At 74.3% G+C, this 15,544-nt stretch carries 12 protein-coding genes and 1 pseudogene; 9 read left to right on the top strand and 4 right to left on the bottom strand.

All coding sequences use genetic code 11. The annotated features are described in order from the left end of the window. The first annotated feature begins 37 nt into the window (after positions 1-37). From ACFP3R_RS09890 to ACFP3R_RS37880, 3 genes and pseudogenes are all read left to right on the top strand, one after another. On the top strand, positions 38-541 hold the full coding sequence (locus tag ACFP3R_RS09890) for a YbaB/EbfC family nucleoid-associated protein (RefSeq protein WP_380634867.1): 504 nt from the start codon (positions 38-40) through the stop codon (positions 539-541). After that, positions 538-849, top strand: a complete 312-nt coding sequence (locus tag ACFP3R_RS09885; protein ID WP_380634866.1) for a WXG100 family type VII secretion target — start codon at positions 538-540, stop codon at positions 847-849. The genes ACFP3R_RS09890 and ACFP3R_RS09885 overlap by 4 nt, the downstream gene beginning before the upstream one ends. 11 nt (positions 850-860) lie before the next feature. After that, positions 861-1,250: pseudogene (locus ACFP3R_RS37880) on the top strand (WXG100 family type VII secretion target); the annotation flags it as partial. A 2,069-nt stretch (positions 1,251-3,319) separates the two neighbouring features. On the opposite strand, the gene ACFP3R_RS09875 reads toward ACFP3R_RS37880, so the two are convergent. Then, entirely contained in the window at positions 3,320-3,610 is a 291-nt protein-coding gene (locus tag ACFP3R_RS09875) for a hypothetical protein (protein WP_380634981.1), read from the bottom strand. A 385-nt stretch (positions 3,611-3,995) separates the two neighbouring features. Between ACFP3R_RS09875 and ACFP3R_RS09870 the strand changes: the two genes are divergently transcribed. The 4 genes from ACFP3R_RS09870 to ACFP3R_RS09855 all read left to right on the top strand — a co-directional run bounded on the left by ACFP3R_RS09870 (position 3,996) and on the right by ACFP3R_RS09855 (position 11,787). Next, positions 3,996-6,902, top strand: a complete 2,907-nt coding sequence (locus ACFP3R_RS09870; protein WP_380634862.1) for a TNT domain-containing protein — start codon at positions 3,996-3,998, stop codon at positions 6,900-6,902. Next, a complete protein-coding gene (locus ACFP3R_RS09865) occupies positions 6,865-7,335 on the top strand; it encodes a hypothetical protein (RefSeq protein WP_380634860.1) in 471 nt (156 codons plus the stop codon). The genes ACFP3R_RS09870 and ACFP3R_RS09865 overlap by 38 nt, the downstream gene beginning before the upstream one ends. After that, on the top strand, positions 7,332-8,870 hold the full coding sequence (locus tag ACFP3R_RS09860; RefSeq protein ID WP_380634858.1) for a TNT domain-containing protein: 1,539 nt from the start codon (positions 7,332-7,334) through the stop codon (positions 8,868-8,870). Before ACFP3R_RS09865 ends, ACFP3R_RS09860 begins: the two co-directional genes overlap by 4 nt. A gap of 82 nt (positions 8,871-8,952) precedes the next feature. Continuing rightward, the gene (locus tag ACFP3R_RS09855) at positions 8,953-11,787 is read left to right on the top strand and encodes a glycohydrolase toxin TNT-related protein (RefSeq protein WP_380634856.1); all 2,835 of its coding nucleotides are present in this window, start codon (positions 8,953-8,955) and stop codon (positions 11,785-11,787) included. Positions 11,788-11,935: 148 nt separating this feature from the next. Here ACFP3R_RS09855 and ACFP3R_RS09850 read toward each other — a convergent pair whose 3' ends face one another. Then, complete coding sequence (locus ACFP3R_RS09850; RefSeq protein WP_380634854.1) at positions 11,936-12,523, bottom strand: pentapeptide repeat-containing protein; 588 nt, start codon at positions 12,521-12,523, stop codon at positions 11,936-11,938. 154 nt (positions 12,524-12,677) lie between these two features. Here ACFP3R_RS09850 and ACFP3R_RS09845 point away from each other — a divergent pair, with 154 nt between their 5' ends. Together ACFP3R_RS09845 and ACFP3R_RS09840 are read left to right on the top strand one after the other, a co-directional pair. Beyond that, positions 12,678-13,667, top strand: a complete 990-nt coding sequence (locus ACFP3R_RS09845; RefSeq protein ID WP_380634852.1) for a malate dehydrogenase — start codon at positions 12,678-12,680, stop codon at positions 13,665-13,667. A 58-nt stretch (positions 13,668-13,725) separates the two neighbouring features. After that, complete coding sequence (locus tag ACFP3R_RS09840; protein ID WP_380634850.1) at positions 13,726-14,535, top strand: inositol monophosphatase family protein; 810 nt, start codon at positions 13,726-13,728, stop codon at positions 14,533-14,535. Between the two features lie 277 nt (positions 14,536-14,812). Here the strand turns inward: ACFP3R_RS09840 and ACFP3R_RS09835 are convergent, their stop codons facing one another. After that, positions 14,813-15,037 (bottom strand): DUF1918 domain-containing protein, encoded by a 225-nt coding sequence (locus ACFP3R_RS09835; protein WP_380634848.1) that lies wholly within the window; start codon positions 15,035-15,037, stop codon positions 14,813-14,815. 67 nt (positions 15,038-15,104) lie between these two features. After that, a complete protein-coding gene (locus ACFP3R_RS09830) occupies positions 15,105-15,500 on the bottom strand; it encodes a bacteriophage spanin2 family protein (RefSeq protein ID WP_380634847.1) in 396 nt (131 codons plus the stop codon). Positions 15,501-15,544 lie beyond the last annotated feature (44 nt).

The following is a 15,544-nucleotide window of genomic DNA, read 5'->3' as shown; positions in this document are numbered from 1 at the left end:
CGTCTGCACCTCTGCACGCGCACACGAGGGGACAGCTGTGACCGATCCGACCGGGCGACGAGCTGAGCTGGAGGCGCGCAACGCCGCCATGCGCGAGCAGGTGGACTCCCTCTTGGGCGAGTTGCGCAAGAAGACCTCCGAGCTGCGCGAGACGCAGGAGCGGGCCATGGCCATCACCGCGACCGCGGTGTCCCAGGACGGCTCGGTGCGCGCCACGGTCGACTCGGCGGGCGCGCTGACCGAGCTGGAGTTCTCGCCCTCCGCGTTCGACCGCACCACCCCCGCCCGGCTGTCCCGGCTCGCGACCGAGACCGTGCGGCAGGCCGTCGCCAAGGCGCGGACCGAGCTGAACGAGGTGCTGGCCCCCGCGCAGGCGGGCCCCAGCATCGACCTGTCCGAGATGCTGCCCGGCGTGCCGTCGCTCTCGGACCTCATCCCCAAGCCGCCCGTCGTGCCGCAGACCCCGGGGCCGCCACGCCGCTCCGCGCCTGCCCCCGACGAGGACGACGGCAACAGCGTCATGGACAGGAGTGGCTGGTGAGCGGGTACGACGTCGACGTCCCCGGGCTGCGGCGCGGGGCCGCCCAGTTCGGTGGGGCGGGTGATGCGCTGAACGACGTGCTCAGGGCGCTGGACTCGGCGCTGCGGGCCGAGGGGCAGTGCTGGGGTGGTGACGAGTCCGGGCAGGCGTTCGCGCAGAAGTACGTGCCCAACTCGCAGGCGACGCTGGAGGCGTTCGGGGTGCTCGCGCAGGCCCTGGGCGACATCGGCACCGGCGTGGGGCAGTCCGCCGACGCTTACGAGGGTTCCGACCGGGGCAACGCGTCCGGGATCACCCGGGTCTACTGAGGGGGACTGCGGTGGGCATCGAGATACCGAGCGAGGTCACCTGGCTCTTCCCGATCGTGGTCGGGCAGAGCTGGCCGGAGGGCGACGAGGATGCGCTGAGGCGCATGGCCGATGCCTACCGAACCGCCGCGCAGGGCGTGAAGGGCGTGCTCGACGACGGCAACGGCGCCGCGTCGACCGTCTTCGCCAGCCAGACCGGCGAGGCGGTCCAGCGGTTCGAGGAGTACTGGAGGAAGTTCGCCGACGGCGACGACTCCTACCTGCCGAAGCTGGCCAAGATCTGCGACCAGCTGGCGGAGAGCTGCGACAACACCGCGCTGGAGGTGGAGTACACCAAGCTGTCGATCATCGCGTCGCTGATCGCGCTGGCGATCGAGATCGCCGCGCTGATCGCCGCGGCGTTCGGCACGTTCGGCGCGACCACCGCCGGCATCCCCATCGCGCAGCAGGCCACCCGGCTGATCGTGCAGTTCACCTTCCGGCAGCTGGTCCTGGCGATCCTGCGCGAGGTCGCGATCTCCGTCGGCATCGACGCGGCGATCCAGCTCGTGCAGGTGGCGCGCGGCGACCGGACGTCGTGGGACTGGGGCAAGACGACCGAGGCGGCCGTCTCGGGCGTGGTGTCCGGCCTGGTCGGCGGGTTGTCCGGTGGCGTGAAGCTCCAGGGCGGCGGGCTGCCCGGGCAGATCGCGGCCGGCGCCGGCCGCGGTGCGGTCGAGGGCATGGTGTCCACGATCGGCACGGCCGCCGTGCTGGGGCAGGACATCTCGGCGCGGGACGTGCTGATGGGCGCGTCCGCCGGTGCGGTGTCCGGTGGGATCGGCGGGGCGAAGGACGGACTGTCGGTCGAGCCGCCGCGGGTGAACCCCGGTGGGCCGGACGGCGGGCCGCCGAACCTGGGTCCGGTGCCTCCGCCGCCCTCCGTGGGTGGTCCGACGCCCGGTGGTCCGACGCCCGGGTCGCCGGCCGCGACGCCCGGTGGGCCCTCGGTGAGCAGGGACGGGCTGGACCGGTTGCCCGGCGGGACGACGTCGTCGTCCTCGGTGGCGGCGCCGCCCGCGCCCGGACCGGTGGTCAGCGCGCCGCCCCCGATCGGGGACTCCTCGCCCGGTGGTGGTGCTCCGGCCTCGCCCTCGGCGTTCACCGGGGCGCCCGGTGGGCGGTCCGGTGGGGCTTCGCCGCCGACCTCGCCCGGTGGGGGTGGAACTCCCTCCATCGGCAGTCGGCTCGGTGGTGGGGCGCCCGCCGGTGGTGCGGTGCCGGGTGGTGTCGCGCCCGCTCCCGGCGGGGGTGCCGGTCGGACGCCCGGTGGGGTGCCGGCCGGTGGGTCGGTGCCCGGTGGGTCGGCTTTCACGCCCGGTCAGGGTGGTACGCCCGGGGCGCGGCCTGGTGGGCCGGTGATCGGTGGTCCCGCTGCCGGTGGGACCGCGCTGGGTGGGCCTGCTCCCGCTGGGCCTGCTCCCGCTGGGCCGTCCCCTGTCGGGACGACGCCTGGTGGGGGTATGCCCGGTGGCTCCATGCCTGGTGGCTCGACGCCTGGTAGCTCTACGCCTGGCGGCTCGAACCCCGGCAGCTCTGCTCCCGGCGGCTCTACGCCTGGTAGCTCTACGCCTGGTAGCTCTACGCCTGGTAGCTCCATGCCTGGTAGCTCCATGCCTGGCGGATCGACGGCGAACGGCTCGGCCCTGAGCGGTTCTACGCCTGGTGGTTCGACGGCGAACGGCTCGACTCCCGGCGGTTCTACGCCCAGCGGCTCAACGCCGGGTGGTCCGACCGCCAATGGCTCGACTCCCGGCGGTTCTACGCCCGGTGGCCCGACTCCGGGTGGTTCGACGCCAGGCGCGGGCGGCCCTGTGCCCGGTAGCGCTGTGCCCGGTAGCGCTGTGCCCGGCAACCCTCTGCCCGGAAGCGCTGTGCCCGGCGGATCCGTGCCTGGCGGGGCTGTACCGGGTGGTCCGACGCCCGGTGGACCGACGCCCGGCGGGGTGCCCGGTGCCGGAACGCCTGCCGGGGGAGTCCCCTCCGCCGGTCCGGCGCCGACCGCCGGCCCCGTGTCCGGCGCCGTACCCGGTGCCACTCCCACCGCCGGTGTCGCTCCGGCAGCGCCCCCGGCCGGGGGCGTGGCTCCCGCGACCGGCGGACCTGCTCCCGCGCCCGCACCCGGCTCCGGCGCGCCGATGGCCGGTGGCGCCGGTGGGCTCATGCCGCCGCCCGGTGGCGCTCCCGCGGGTGGCGGCGGTGGCGGCGGGCGTGGTCCTGTCGCGCCGTCCTCCGGGTACTTCGACGATTCCACCTCCGGCGCGAGCCACGACGTCGGCGGGACCGACGCGGTCAGCGCGAGTTCGCTGACCGGCGCACCGGTCCAGCCGTTCCGGGACGTGGCACCCGCCTCCCTGCCCGAGCAGCGCGGACCGGTCCAGCCGCCGACCGCTCAGCCTCCGATCACGCCCCAACCGGGTGGTTTCGGTCCTCAACCCGGTGGCTTCGGTCCGCAACCGGGTGGTCCCGCTGCCCCGTCCCGGTTCGACGCGCCGACCACGTCACCGCGCACGGAGGGTCCCGCGCCCGCCTCCCGCGGCACCGACGCGCCGGCGGCTCCGCCGCGTGCCGACGGTCCCGCACCCCGGGGTGGGGACACCCCGGCTCCCGCGCCGACCCCGGACGGGTCCACGCCGACCGACGGCCCGACCCCCGACAGCACCGCACCCGACAGCACCGCACCCGACAGCACCGCACCCGACAGCCCGGTCCCCGACAGCACCACGCCCGACGGGCCCGCCGACCTCACCGGCACCCCCGGCGACGAGCACTCCCCGGCATCCAGCCACGAGTGGCCCGCCGACCCGAGCACGACCACCGACCCCGGTACGGGCACCACCGACCCGTTCCCCCACAAGAACACCTGGGGCCAACCGGCAGGCGTCGTCCCCGGCTTCTCCCACGACGGCCCCTACCACTCGGTCCACGACAGCACGGGCCCCCACGACCAGTCCGTCGGCACCTACGACCAGCGCGCCGCCGCCCTGGTCGAACCCGACTACCAGCCCTACGGCCCCCACGGGAACCACACCGACTTCGTCCAGGCGCACTCCAACCCGGACGGCAGCATCGCCTGGCCCGCCAACCAGGGCGCGGACGGCCCGCGCGTGGTCGTCGAGCTCCCCGCGGGCACCGTGCTCGACCGGTTCGGCCACCCCGGCGGCGACTTCCTGTCCCCGCTGCGCCCGGACGGCCAGGCGTACGGCTTCGGCGAGCGCGCGATCATGCCGGACAGCCTCGGCAAGGGCTACCACGTCTACGTCCTGGACGCCCCGCTCACCGTCGAGCTGTCCCGCGTCGCCCCGGCGTTCGACCAGGACGGCGGCGCGCGCCAGCTCCAGCCGGTCGCCACCCCGGACCTCGTCGACCCGAACACGGGCAAGATGAGCGTCCAGCGCCTGATCGACCTGGGCCTCCTGCACGAGGTGGACGTGCCACCCGCGGACGGGCGGGTGCTCGCGCCCGACTTCGGCACGTTCGGCGCCGACGGGACCGTCCTGCGGCCCGACACCGCCACGGTCGCGGACGCGCGGGACGGCGCGTTCGACGGCCACACCCCCGCGGACCCGCCGGGCGTCCTGCCCAACCCCGACCTCGGCCCGGTCGCCCACCGGGGCCCGATCCCGCTGGGTGAGGTCTCCCAGCGCGTCGACCAGGCCATCCGCAACAGCCAGGCCACCGAGGCGGGCGTCGCCCTGCACACCGAGGACCGGTTGCGCGACCTGTCCGACCGCATCCCGCGCGGCGACGACCACGTGGTGCTGGACATCCACACCGACGGCGACGGCGTCCGCGTCGGCGACACGCACTACACCCGCGCCGAACTCGTCGAGCTGATCAACAACCACCCGGACCTGGCGGGCCGGCCGCTCGTGCTCGTCGGCTGCGACGCGGGCGCGGGCGGGGAGAACAGCCTCGCCGCGCACGTCGCCCGCGAGACCGGCCAGCGCGTCATCGCGCCGGACACCCTCGCCTGGTCCGACCAGCACGGCAACCTCTACGCCAGCTCGCCCACCGAGACCGGCGGCCCGAAGATCCCGCCGGACGGCGGCTGGCACGCGTTCGAGCCCGACGGCACCTCCACCCCGGTCGGTGAGCACGGCATGCCGCCGGGCCACGAGCCCAGGGGCGACCTGGCGACCGACGACCAGGCCCACCGCGGCCGCCAGGACATCGAGCCGCAGGTCCAGCAGCCGTGGGAGGCGCCGCAGACCGCCCACGAGCGCGAGGTCCGCCTGCGCGACGACGAGTCGTACTTCCGCAGCGGCCAGGACCTGCCCCCGAACACCAGGATCACCGTCCTGGGTGAGGACGGCGCCCCGCGCACCACGATCCACGTGGACGCGAACGGCCGGGTCTACGTGGACGCCGTCGCGCCCAACACCCGCCACGGCGACAACCCCGAGGTCAAGCACCCCGCGCCGAACGCCCACTACCGCGTCGAGGTCGGCCACCGGCACGACGTGTTCGTGGCCAACCCGGACGGCACCCGGGCCACCACCCAGGACACCGTCAGGATCGGTGACCGGGTCGTCCCGATCGAGCGCACCACGCCGATCGAGCCGATCCCCGAACCCGCCAACGGCCGCCAGGTCGTCGACGCGAACCACCCGCTGTCGCCGAAGCCGGGCGAGGCGTTCACCGCCCGCACCGACCTCCCGCCGGACACCCGCCTGGAGGTCTACGACACCGACGGGGTCTACCGGGGCACGGTGCAGACCGACGCCACGGGCCTGCCCCGGTGGGTCGAGGCGCCGGACCACCTGCCCGACGACACCCGGAACCCCGAGGTCACCGACGCCGGCCGGGGCGTGAACTACAACGTCGACCGCGGCCCGCTGCACCAGGAGTTCACCACCAACGCCGACGGCCACCCGCAGACCGCCGTCGAGCGCACCGAGCCGACCACGACCAGGCAGACCCCGGTCACCGACCTCAGGCAGGGCGAGCCGTTCAGCCGGCCCGGCCAGCTGCACGACCCGAGCACCGAGTACGTCGTCTCCGACGAGCACGGCCAGCACCGCGGCCGGTTCCTCACCGACGAGTCCGGCCACGTCGTGTTCGAGGACACCCACTCCGGCCAGCGCAGCCGGGTGAACAACGAGATCACCCAGGCCCCGGCGCACGCGCAGATCACCTCCGACGGCTTCTACGGCCTGGGCAAGGCCGAGCAGCCCACCACCACCTGGCCCGCCCCGGCCAACGGCGAGGTCCGGCTCGCCGTGGAGCGCACCAAGGTCAACGGCGAGTGGCAGTACTCGGTGACGGTGGTCGGCGGTGACACCAGCGGCTGGACGCGGCAGCAGCACGACGCCGTGTCGCGCCCGTACGACAACCGGGACCCCTTCTCGGCCCGCGCCGACCTGCCGCCGAACACCCGGTTCGTGCTGGACGACCACAGGGGCCAGGGCTACGGCACCTTCCAGACCGGCGACGACGGCGCGACCTCGCACGTCCACACGTTCCGGCCGTTCAGCCCCGACCTGAACAACCCGCTGCCCAACGCGGTGCTGGTCGCCGACGACGACTCGTGGCGCGGCCGCACCAACGGCGACGGCGAGACGGTCGCCACGACCGGCAGACCGGACCTGTCCTCCGGCGGCGCGATCCGCCGCGACAGCGCCGCGCAGCTCGACGTGGGCACCCACGGCGAGGTGGACTCGAACGGCCGCAAGCTGTCCGACGGCGGCCACCACCAGGGCAACGAGACCGGCGGGCCCGGCGAGGCGGCCAACCAGTCGAGCCAGCAGCGCGACCAGAACCAGGGCAACGAGCGCCCGGCGTTCGTCACGGAGGAGACCTGGCACCGCATGGAGCGGGACCGCGCGGCGTTCCTCAAAGCCGGCGGTACGGTCGAGATCATCGACACGTTCGCACTGCGGGACCCGCTCCAGCGGCACCCCCACACGTACCAGACCCGCTGGCGCGTGACGCTCGACGACGGCACGACCGGGATCTACGTCAGGAGCTACCCGAATGAGCACAACGCAGCCCTCTGGCCGGCCGACTTCTGAGCAGCGCCACGACGAGCTGCTCCAGCACATCGGCGGCCTGCTGCTGGACGCTGCTCCGGGTGGTTTCCGGCGGATCGACGTGCTGGTGCGGATGACGGTGGCCGTGCAGGACGTGGCGATGACGGTGTACATGCCGGACCGGAGCACGCCCGAGGCGTTCCCGCCGGAGGGCCTGGCCGCGGCGTTCCAGGAGATGCGGCAGGTGCTGCACCAGCCGGGCCGGGGCACGTGGTTCTCGGCCCGGTGCGTGGTCAACGCGCCGGCCCGGATCGACATCACCTACAACTTCGACCACGACCCGCTGTTCGACCCGCCGGTCCCGGCCGCCGACTTCGCCCGGGACCTGCGGGTCTTCCCCCGCGACGACGCCTACACGCCCGACTGGCTGCGCGCCAAGCTCGTCGAGGCGAGCACCGAGGAGCAGAACGCATGACCGCCCCCCAGCTGGACGTCGAGGACCAGAACGCGATCCTCGGCTCGGTCACCACCCTGCTCGTGCAGCGCCTCCCGGGTGACTGGGAGCAGCTGTGGGTGGACTTCCGGATGGTCGGCGGCCACCTGGAGGCGGAGGTCTCCGGGCTGACCCTGTACGGCTCGTCGTTCGAGTGGGAGCTGCCCGCGGAGGCGCTGCCGTTCTTCGTGCAGCTGCGCGACGGCATGGCGCGGCCGGGGCGGGGCACGTGGTTCTCGATGAGGTTCCACCTCGTGCACCCGGACACCTACTCGGCGGAGTTCGACCGGGACCACGAGCCGGACTGGACCCGGCCGCCCTCCCGTGAGCACCACCTGGAGGAGCTGGAGACCTACCCGCGTGACGACGACGCGCTGCCCGAGTGGTTGCGGGAACGCGCGGGCCTGGTCGCGCCGGAGCAGGTGGGGGCCGCCCGGATCGACCCGGGGCTGATCTTCGCCGCGCCGGTGTTCGACGGCGCCGAGGGCCGGTTCCAGGACCGGCCGGCGGTGCACCCGCAGGAGCTGGACGACGTGCTGGCCTACCTGGAGGGCGCGCCGGTCGTGCTGGCCGCCCGGTCCTACGGCACGGACGTGTTCCGGCCGGACGCCACGCCCGCCGTGCCGCTGTCCTTCCACACCGACGGCACGTGGGTGTGGCCCGGCGCGGTGGCCTACTACCTGCGCCACCACCACGTGCCGCCGGTGCCGCAGCTCGTGCAGCACGTCCGCGACAACGGGGGTGTCGTGCCGGAGGTCTCCCCGGAGGCCGAGCGCGCCGCGACCGCGGTGGCCACCGGGCAGCGGCCGGGCGCCGAGCTGCCCGAGTACCGGCCGCGGGAGGTCTCCGAGGCCGACCGGCGGGCGTTGGAGCAGCTCAAGGCGCGGCTCGACCACTTCGGGGTGGGCGAGCAGGAGTACGGCATCGTCGAGCCGAAGCCGGACGCGCTGGTGATCGAGCCCGCGCCCGGCCGGTCCGGCTGGCAGGTGCAGTTCTGGGACGGCAGCCGCGGCCCGAGCGGCAGGCCGCGCGTGTACGAGCACGCCGTGGACGCGGCGAAGGTGCTGCTCGCGGAGCTGCTGTGGCGCCCGGACCAGGACCAGGCGCGGGCCGCCGGGCAGGCCGCCGCGGGACCGGGGGCGGTGCGGCCGGTGCCGGACATCCAGCCGCTGCCCGACGAGCCGCCGCTGTCGTTGTTCCGCGACCGCGAGCCCGTGGTGCTGCCGGTGGGCGCGGAGCTGGACCGGTTCGGCCCGGAGTCCGGCAACCTCGTCTACGCGGCGGGCACCATGTTCGGCAACCGGTCGTTGCCACCGGATTGGCTGAACCGCCGCTACCACGTGTACCGGGTGCGGAAGCCCGTGCCCGCGCTCGTGGGCGTCGCGGTGCCGTGGTTCGGTCAGGCCGGCGGCGGCACGGGGTACTTCCTCGCGGTGTCGGTGGCGGACCTGCTGGCCGACGGGAGCCTGGTCGAGGTGCCCGAGGTCACCACCCAGCCGCCGCCGCCGAGGGTCTGACGGGGCGGGAAGACGTCATTGGTCCGTTCGGCCCAGCGGGGTGCCGTGCGAGCACGGTGGGTCGCGGGGGAAGATGGTGCACGTGTCCGAGCTGAAGCCGCTGAACCCGACCGAGCAGGATGCGCTGGTCAAGCAGATCGGCCTCACGCTGATGCGGGCCGCTCCCGAGGAGTGGCGCCACGTGACGGCGGAGTACCGCGCCACCGGTCGGTACTCGGAGTTGATCGCCGAGGTCCGGTCGACCGACGGCAACCTGCGCGCGTGGTCCCCGCCCCAGGAGGTGGGCAACCTGTTCGCGCGGCTGCGCGCGGGCATGTACCGGGAGGGTCGCGGTAGCTGGTCCAACGCCCGCTACCAGCTCGACCACCCGTCCAGCTACAACCTGGACTTCGACCGCAACGAGCCCTCGTGGCAGACCGCGCCGCCGCCGCAGGCGTACGTGGACGAGATGCGGTTCTTCCCGCGCACGGACGACAACGTGCCCGACTGGCTGCGCCGCAGGCTCCAGCAGGCGCCGCCGGCGCGCGCGTTCCGCACGGCCCGCGTGTTCGACGGCGCGGGTCCCGGCGGCCGGCCGTCGGTGAACCGCCCGCCGGTGGCGGACGAGGACCGCGACCTGCTGCTGAGCTACCTGGACCGGGCGCCGGTCGCGGTGGTGGGGCGCGGGTTCGACGCGGACGTGCTGAACCCGGACGCGCCGCAGGTGGTGCCGGTGGCGTTCCAGACCGACGGGCACTGGATCTGGCCCGCGGCGGTCGGCCACTACCTGCGGGCCTACGGCGTGCCGCCGGAGCCGGAGCTGGTGGAGCGGGCCAAGGCGCAGGACTTCGTGCTGCCGGAGGTGACCGAGGAGGCGCGCGTCGCCGCCGCGGCCAACCTGGGCGCGCCGGCCGCGCCGCAGGGCACCGCGCTACCGGTGGCCGAGCCGCCGGACCCGGCCGCCGAACCCCCGGTGGAGGTGGGCGCGACGGTGGCGGCGGCGCTGCCGGAGCTGCTGGACGAGCCGGGCGGGCGGGGCGACGTCGGGGGGACGGCGAACCCGACCGGCGGCAAGCCGGAGGCGGGGTCGGGCGAGTACGAGCAGGAGGGCCCGCCGTACAGGGTGCGGTTCGAGGAGGACGGCCCGGTCATCGACGACCGGTACCGGCGCGAGTCCTACGTGGACGGCATGGACCTGTTCGCGCCCGCCGCGTACGAGCGGGAGGCCGGTGACACGCAGGCGTGGAGCCCGTTCTCGGAGGAGGAGCCGGAGCCCGCGCCGACCGAGGAGACCGCCGAGGTCGAGGCGGTGCCGGCCGAGGACCCCGTACGCGAGGAGCCCGAGCAGGTCGTCGAGGTGCCCGCCCCGGCGCCCGACGAGGTGACCGCCGAGTTCGAGGTCGACCAGGAGCTGTACGACCAGGGCCGCGCCGACGACGACGAGCCCTTCGACGCGCCGGGCGCCTCGCCCGCCGAGGGCCCGGACGACCACCGCGACCAGCACGACTTCGAGGACCGCGCCGAGGAGCCCGCCGACCGGTTCGCCGAGGCCGCGCCCGTTCCGCACGCGGACCAGGACCCGGGCCGGTTCGCCGCCGAGGAGCCCGACCGGTTCGCCGACCGGGACCACTTCGCGGCGGCGGCGCAGGAGCCGGACCGGTTCGCCGACCAGGGCCGGGACCGCTTCGACGACGAGCCGGACCGCTTCGCCGCGCAGGAGCCGACCCGGTTCATGGAGCAGGCGCCGCCGTTCGCGGACCGGGACCAGCCGGACCAGTTCGCCGCGCAGGAGCCGGACCGCTTCGCGGCGCAGGCCCCGGACCAGTTCGGTACTCAGACGTCGGACCAGTTCGGCACTCAGGCCCCGGACCAGTTCAGCACTCAGGCACCGGACCAGTTCACCGCCCAGCTGTCGGACCAGTTCGCCACGCCGAAGTCGGACCAGTTCGCCGTGCCGACGCCGGACCAGTTCGGTCCTCAGGCACCGGATCAGTTCGGTGCGCAGGCGCCGGGCCAGTTCGGTGCGCAGGCGTCGGACCAGTTCGCCGTGCCGGTGCCCGACCGCTTCACCGAGGCCGCCCCTGCCCAGCCCCAGCCGTTCCGCGAGGCCGCGCCCACCCCGCCGCCCCCGCCCCCGGTGGTGGTCGAGCCCCGCCAGGTCACGCCGGAGGAGGAGCGGGAGCTCGCCGGCATCCGGCGCGCGCTGGACGAGCTGGACATGCCCCCGGCCGCCTACCGGTTCGGCGGCGAGCCCACCGACCGCACGTGGCTGCTGCGCACCGAGGGCCAGCACTGGGAGGTGTCGTGGTTCGACCACGGCCCCACCAACCCGGTCCGCTTCGACCGCGTCGAGGACGCCGCCGCCTACCTGGTCGGCAAGCTGGTCCTCACCCACCGCCGCGCCCCGCGCCCGAACCCGCTGCCCCCGCCGCCACCGATGCCGCCCCAGCAGCGCCCGCGCCCGCCGATGAACAACGGGTTCCGGGAGGAGCCGCCGCGTCGTCCCGGGCCACCCGGTCCGCGCCCGCCGGTCGAGCCGCCGGTCCAGCCCTCCGCCCCGCAGGCGGAGGCCAAGCCGACGCGCTCGTGGCCGATCAGCCCGATGAACGGCGAACCGCCGCTCACCCTGTTCCGGCAGAAGAAGATGGTCGAGCTGCCCGCGGGCGTCGAGGTCGACCGCTTCGGCGACGGTTCGGGCAACCTGGTCTACGTGGCCGGCACCCCGTTCCCGCAGCGCTCGCTCGTGCCGTCGTGGGTGAACCGCCCGTACCGGGTGTACCGGCTGCGCCGCCCGGTCGAGGTGCTGACCGGCGTGGCCGTGCCGTGGTTCGAGCAGCCGGGCGGCGGCACCGCCTACCTCCTGCCCAAGACGGTCGACGAGATGGTGGCCGACGGCGTCCTGGTCGAGGTGGCCAACCAGGAGGCCCCCCTCCACTGACCCGAACGCTCAACTCGGGGGTCCCGAACGTACGACTCGCCCGGCCTGAACGTACGACTCGCGAGGTCTGGGTGTTCGACTCGCGCGCGAGTCGTACGTTCGGGACCACCGTGTCGTACGTTCAGGACGGGTGAGTTCAACGTTCGCGTCAGGTCAGCTGGAGGCCGTGGGCGGCGGCGAAGGCCAGGGCCGTGTCCACGTCCACCCGCGCACCGCGCAGCGAAGCCTGGACCAGTCCGTCGGCGTCCAGGCGCGCCCCGCGCAGGTCGGCGCCCTCCAGGCGGCAGTTCCGCAGGCGCGCGCCGGTCAGGTCGGCGTCGCGCAGGTCCGCCTCGCGCAGGTCGGCGTCCTCCAGGTTGGCCTCGCGCAGCCGCAGACCGCGCAGCGAGACCTCGCGCAGCACGGCGCCGGTCAGGCCGGCCAGGGTGAGATCCGTCTCCTCCAGGGTGATCGGCCGCAGCCCGCAGTCGATGAACACCGAGCCCAGCCACGTGCACGAGGCGAACGCCGCCGACGCCAGCACGGTCCGCCGGAACCGGCACGAGCGGAACGCCGAGGCCCGGTGCGACGACTCGCCCAGGTCGGTGCGGTCGAACGTGCACTCGGTGAAGGTGCAGCCGGAGGTCACCAGGCCCCGCATGTCCGCCTCGGTGAAATCGCACCGGACGAACGCCCGGCCCTCCCACCGCTGCCCGTACAGGACCGCGTCCGAGTAGTCCTCGCCGATGATGTCCACTGTCACACCTTGTCATCGTTCGCCAGTTGGTAACCTCCGACCTGCCGGGCAACCCGCCCGGCGCCGCGGTCCCGGTGTAGAGACCGCCGCTGACAGGTCAGCCTGCCTAGTGGTCATGCCCGAGGACTCCAAGCCACGACATCCGGGAAGGCTCATGACCCGCACGCCCGTGAACGTGACCGTCACCGGTGCGGCCGGCCAGATCGGCTACGCACTGCTGTTCCGCATCGCCTCCGGCCAGCTGCTGGGCGCCGACGTACCGGTGCGCCTGCGCCTGCTGGAGATCCCCCAGGCCGTCAAGGCCGCCGAGGGCACCGCGATGGAGCTGGACGACTGCGCGTTCCCGCTGCTGTCCGGCATCGACATCACCGACGACGCCAAGACCGCCTTCGACGGGGTGAACGTGGCGCTGCTCGTCGGCGCCCGCCCGCGCGCGAAGGGCATGGAGCGCGGCGACCTGCTGGAGGCCAACGGCGGCATCTTCAAGCCGCAGGGCGAGGCGATCAACGCCGGCGCGGCGGACGACGTGCGCGTGCTGGTGGTCGGCAACCCGGCCAACACCAACGCCCTGATCGCCCAGCGCCACGCGCCCGACGTGCCGGCCGAGCGGTTCACCGCGATGACCCGCCTCGACCACAACCGCGCCCTGTCGCAGCTGGCCAAGAAGCTCGGCGTGTCGGTGACCGAGATCAAGAAGATGACGATCTGGGGCAACCACTCGGCGACCCAGTACCCCGACCTGTTCCGCGCCGAGGTCAACGGCAGGGTCGCCGCCGAGGCGGTGGACGACCAGCAGTGGCTGGAGAACGACTTCATCCCGACCGTCGCCAAGCGCGGCGCGGCGATCATCGAGGCGCGCGGCGCGTCCTCGGCGGCGTCGGCGGCCAACGCGGCGATCGACCACGTCTACGACTGGGTGAACGGAACCGCCGAGGGTGACTGGGTGTCGATGGCCGTGCCGTCCGACGGCTCCTACGGCGTGCCGGAGGGCCTGATCTCCTCCTTCCCGGTGACGGTGAAGGACGGCAGGTACTCGATCGTGCAGGGCCTGGAGCTCGACGACTTCTCCCGCGGCCGCATCGACGCCTCCGTGGCCGAGCTGGTCGAGGAGCGCGACGCGGTGCAGGCCCTGGGCCTCATCTAGGAGCGGCGCCACACGGGAGGGCCACCCGCGGGTGGCCCTCCCGTGGCATGTTGAGGGCATGAACACCTGGCCCGTCCCCGCGCCCGACCTGCCCGCCGACGTCCACCCGGCGCTCGCCGCGACCGCCCGCGCCGCCGCCCGCGCCTACGGCGGCGCCCGCGGGGAGTTCACCCGGGCGCAGCTGCGCGAGGAGATCGCCGACGGCGCGGACGGGACGCCGACCATGCGCGTGGACGCGATCGTGGAGGACGCCATCGCGGAGGCGGCGAGGGGCGCGGGCGCGAACCTGCTGTCCGAGGAGGCCGGGTTCCTCGACCACGGCTCCGCCGTCACCCTGGTGATCGACCCGGTGGACGGGTCCGCCAACGCCGCCACGGGCGTGCCGCTGTCGTGCTTCGCGGGCGCCCTCGTGGTGGACGACCAGCCGGTGGAGGCGCTGACGGTGTGGTTCGACACCGGCCGCGCCTGGCACGCCAGGGTGGGCGAGCCCACGCCGTTCCGCACCACCGGCCGCAAGGCGCTCAAGGGCGCGAACGTGTGCCTGCTGCGCCCCAAGCGCGGCACCGAGGAAGCCTGGCTGCGGGTGTCGAACCAGGCCGACCGGGTCCGCGTGCTGTGCACGACGTGCCTGGAGACCATGCTGGTCGCGGAGGGCGCCGTGGACGCGTTCGCCGACCCCGGCTCGGACACCCACCGGCTGATGGACCTGATCGCGGCCCTGGTGACGGTGCCCGCGGCCGGCGGTGTGCTGCTGGACCTGCACGGCCGGCCGCTGACCTTCGACCTGGACCTGACCCGCCGGTGGTCGGGCATCGCCGCCGCGTCGCCCGAGCTGGCCGACGAGCTGGTGGCCACCATCCTCGGCTAGGCCGGGTCGCGGGCGGCTCCGGGGGCGCCTGGTCCCAGGGCGGGCTGGGAGCGTTCCCAGGTGGTGGGTGAACCCCGGCCGGCCCGACCCGAACTCCACACGAACGAGCGACAGCGCGCGGGCCTGGATTCAGCTGATCGGGCGCGTGCCTTTCGGGGAGGAGCACCGGGCGGGGCCACCGCGGCGGGGCCGTCGGGTCCACTTCGGACAGCCGACCCCGGGCGCGGGCGGGTTCGCGCGGTGGGGGTCGTGCCCCGCCGTGCCGCCCCGGCGCCGCCTACCGCGCCGGGGTCGCGTCCTCAAGCCTGGGCGATTCGGGGACCCGCGGCTCCACCAGGCTCTCCGGGCCGGGGTAGACCAGCCCTTCGTGCCCGTCGGAGAAGCGGATCAGGTACGGCGGCGCACCCCGGGAACCGCGCACTTCCAGGATCTCGCCGATCGTCTCGTCGAGGCCCACCGCGCGGCTGTGGACGTGCAACCGGTCACCTACGGTCGCGTACATCTGCAACACCTCCGGTGCGTCACAGCGTAGGACTGTTCCGAAGGTACCGACAGGGTGGTTCTTCCGCTCAGGCGCAGGCGGTGGACAGCTTCGCCACCTGGTCCAGCTTCTGCTGCGACCAGGTCGCGATGTTCGCGGGGCTCAGGTCCTCCAGGGTCACCTGGTTCATGGTGCCCGCCACGCCGTCGATGGCGTCCTTGAGCGTGGCGTCACCCGCCTTGGCGGCGAGGTCGTTCAGCTCCTGGGCCTTCTGCTGGGTCTCCTCCAGGGCCTTCTGCGGGTCGGTCGCGTCGGGGGTGAAACCGGCCAGCTTGAGGGCGTCGATGCACAGCTGCGCCTTGTCGGCGGCCTGGCCGACCTGGTTGGCCGTGTCCTGTGCGCTCTGCACGGCTTCGCACCCGGAGACCGCGCCGGCGAGGCCCAGCGCCAGCACGAGGGTGGCGATCGGACGACCTGCGCGCATGAGTGGCTCCCGTTCTTCGGCGGTGACCGTCTTGGGCGGTGACC

It is taken from the genome of Saccharothrix lopnurensis (genome assembly GCF_042658445.1).
GTDB classification, from domain to species: Bacteria; Actinomycetota; Actinomycetes; order Mycobacteriales; family Pseudonocardiaceae; genus Actinosynnema; species Actinosynnema lopnurensis.
This window is presented reverse-complemented; position numbering and strand designations above follow the sequence as displayed.

Excerpts from the sequence above, each read along its gene's own strand:
- ACFP3R_RS09865 (WP_380634860.1), top strand. The coding sequence starts at position 6,865 with ATGAGCACAACGCAGCCCTCTGGCCGGCCGACTTCTGAGCAGCGCCAC.
- ACFP3R_RS09860 (WP_380634858.1), top strand. The coding sequence starts at position 7,332 with ATGACCGCCCCCCAGCTGGACGTCGAGGACCAGAACGCGATCCTCGGC.
- ACFP3R_RS09845 (WP_380634852.1), top strand. The coding sequence starts at position 12,678 with ATGACCCGCACGCCCGTGAACGTGACCGTCACCGGTGCGGCCGGCCAG.
- ACFP3R_RS09840 (WP_380634850.1), top strand. The coding sequence starts at position 13,726 with ATGAACACCTGGCCCGTCCCCGCGCCCGACCTGCCCGCCGACGTCCAC.
- ACFP3R_RS09835 (WP_380634848.1), bottom strand. The coding sequence starts at position 15,037 with ATGTACGCGACCGTAGGTGACCGGTTGCACGTCCACAGCCGCGCGGTG.
- ACFP3R_RS09830 (WP_380634847.1), bottom strand. The coding sequence starts at position 15,500 with ATGCGCGCAGGTCGTCCGATCGCCACCCTCGTGCTGGCGCTGGGCCTC.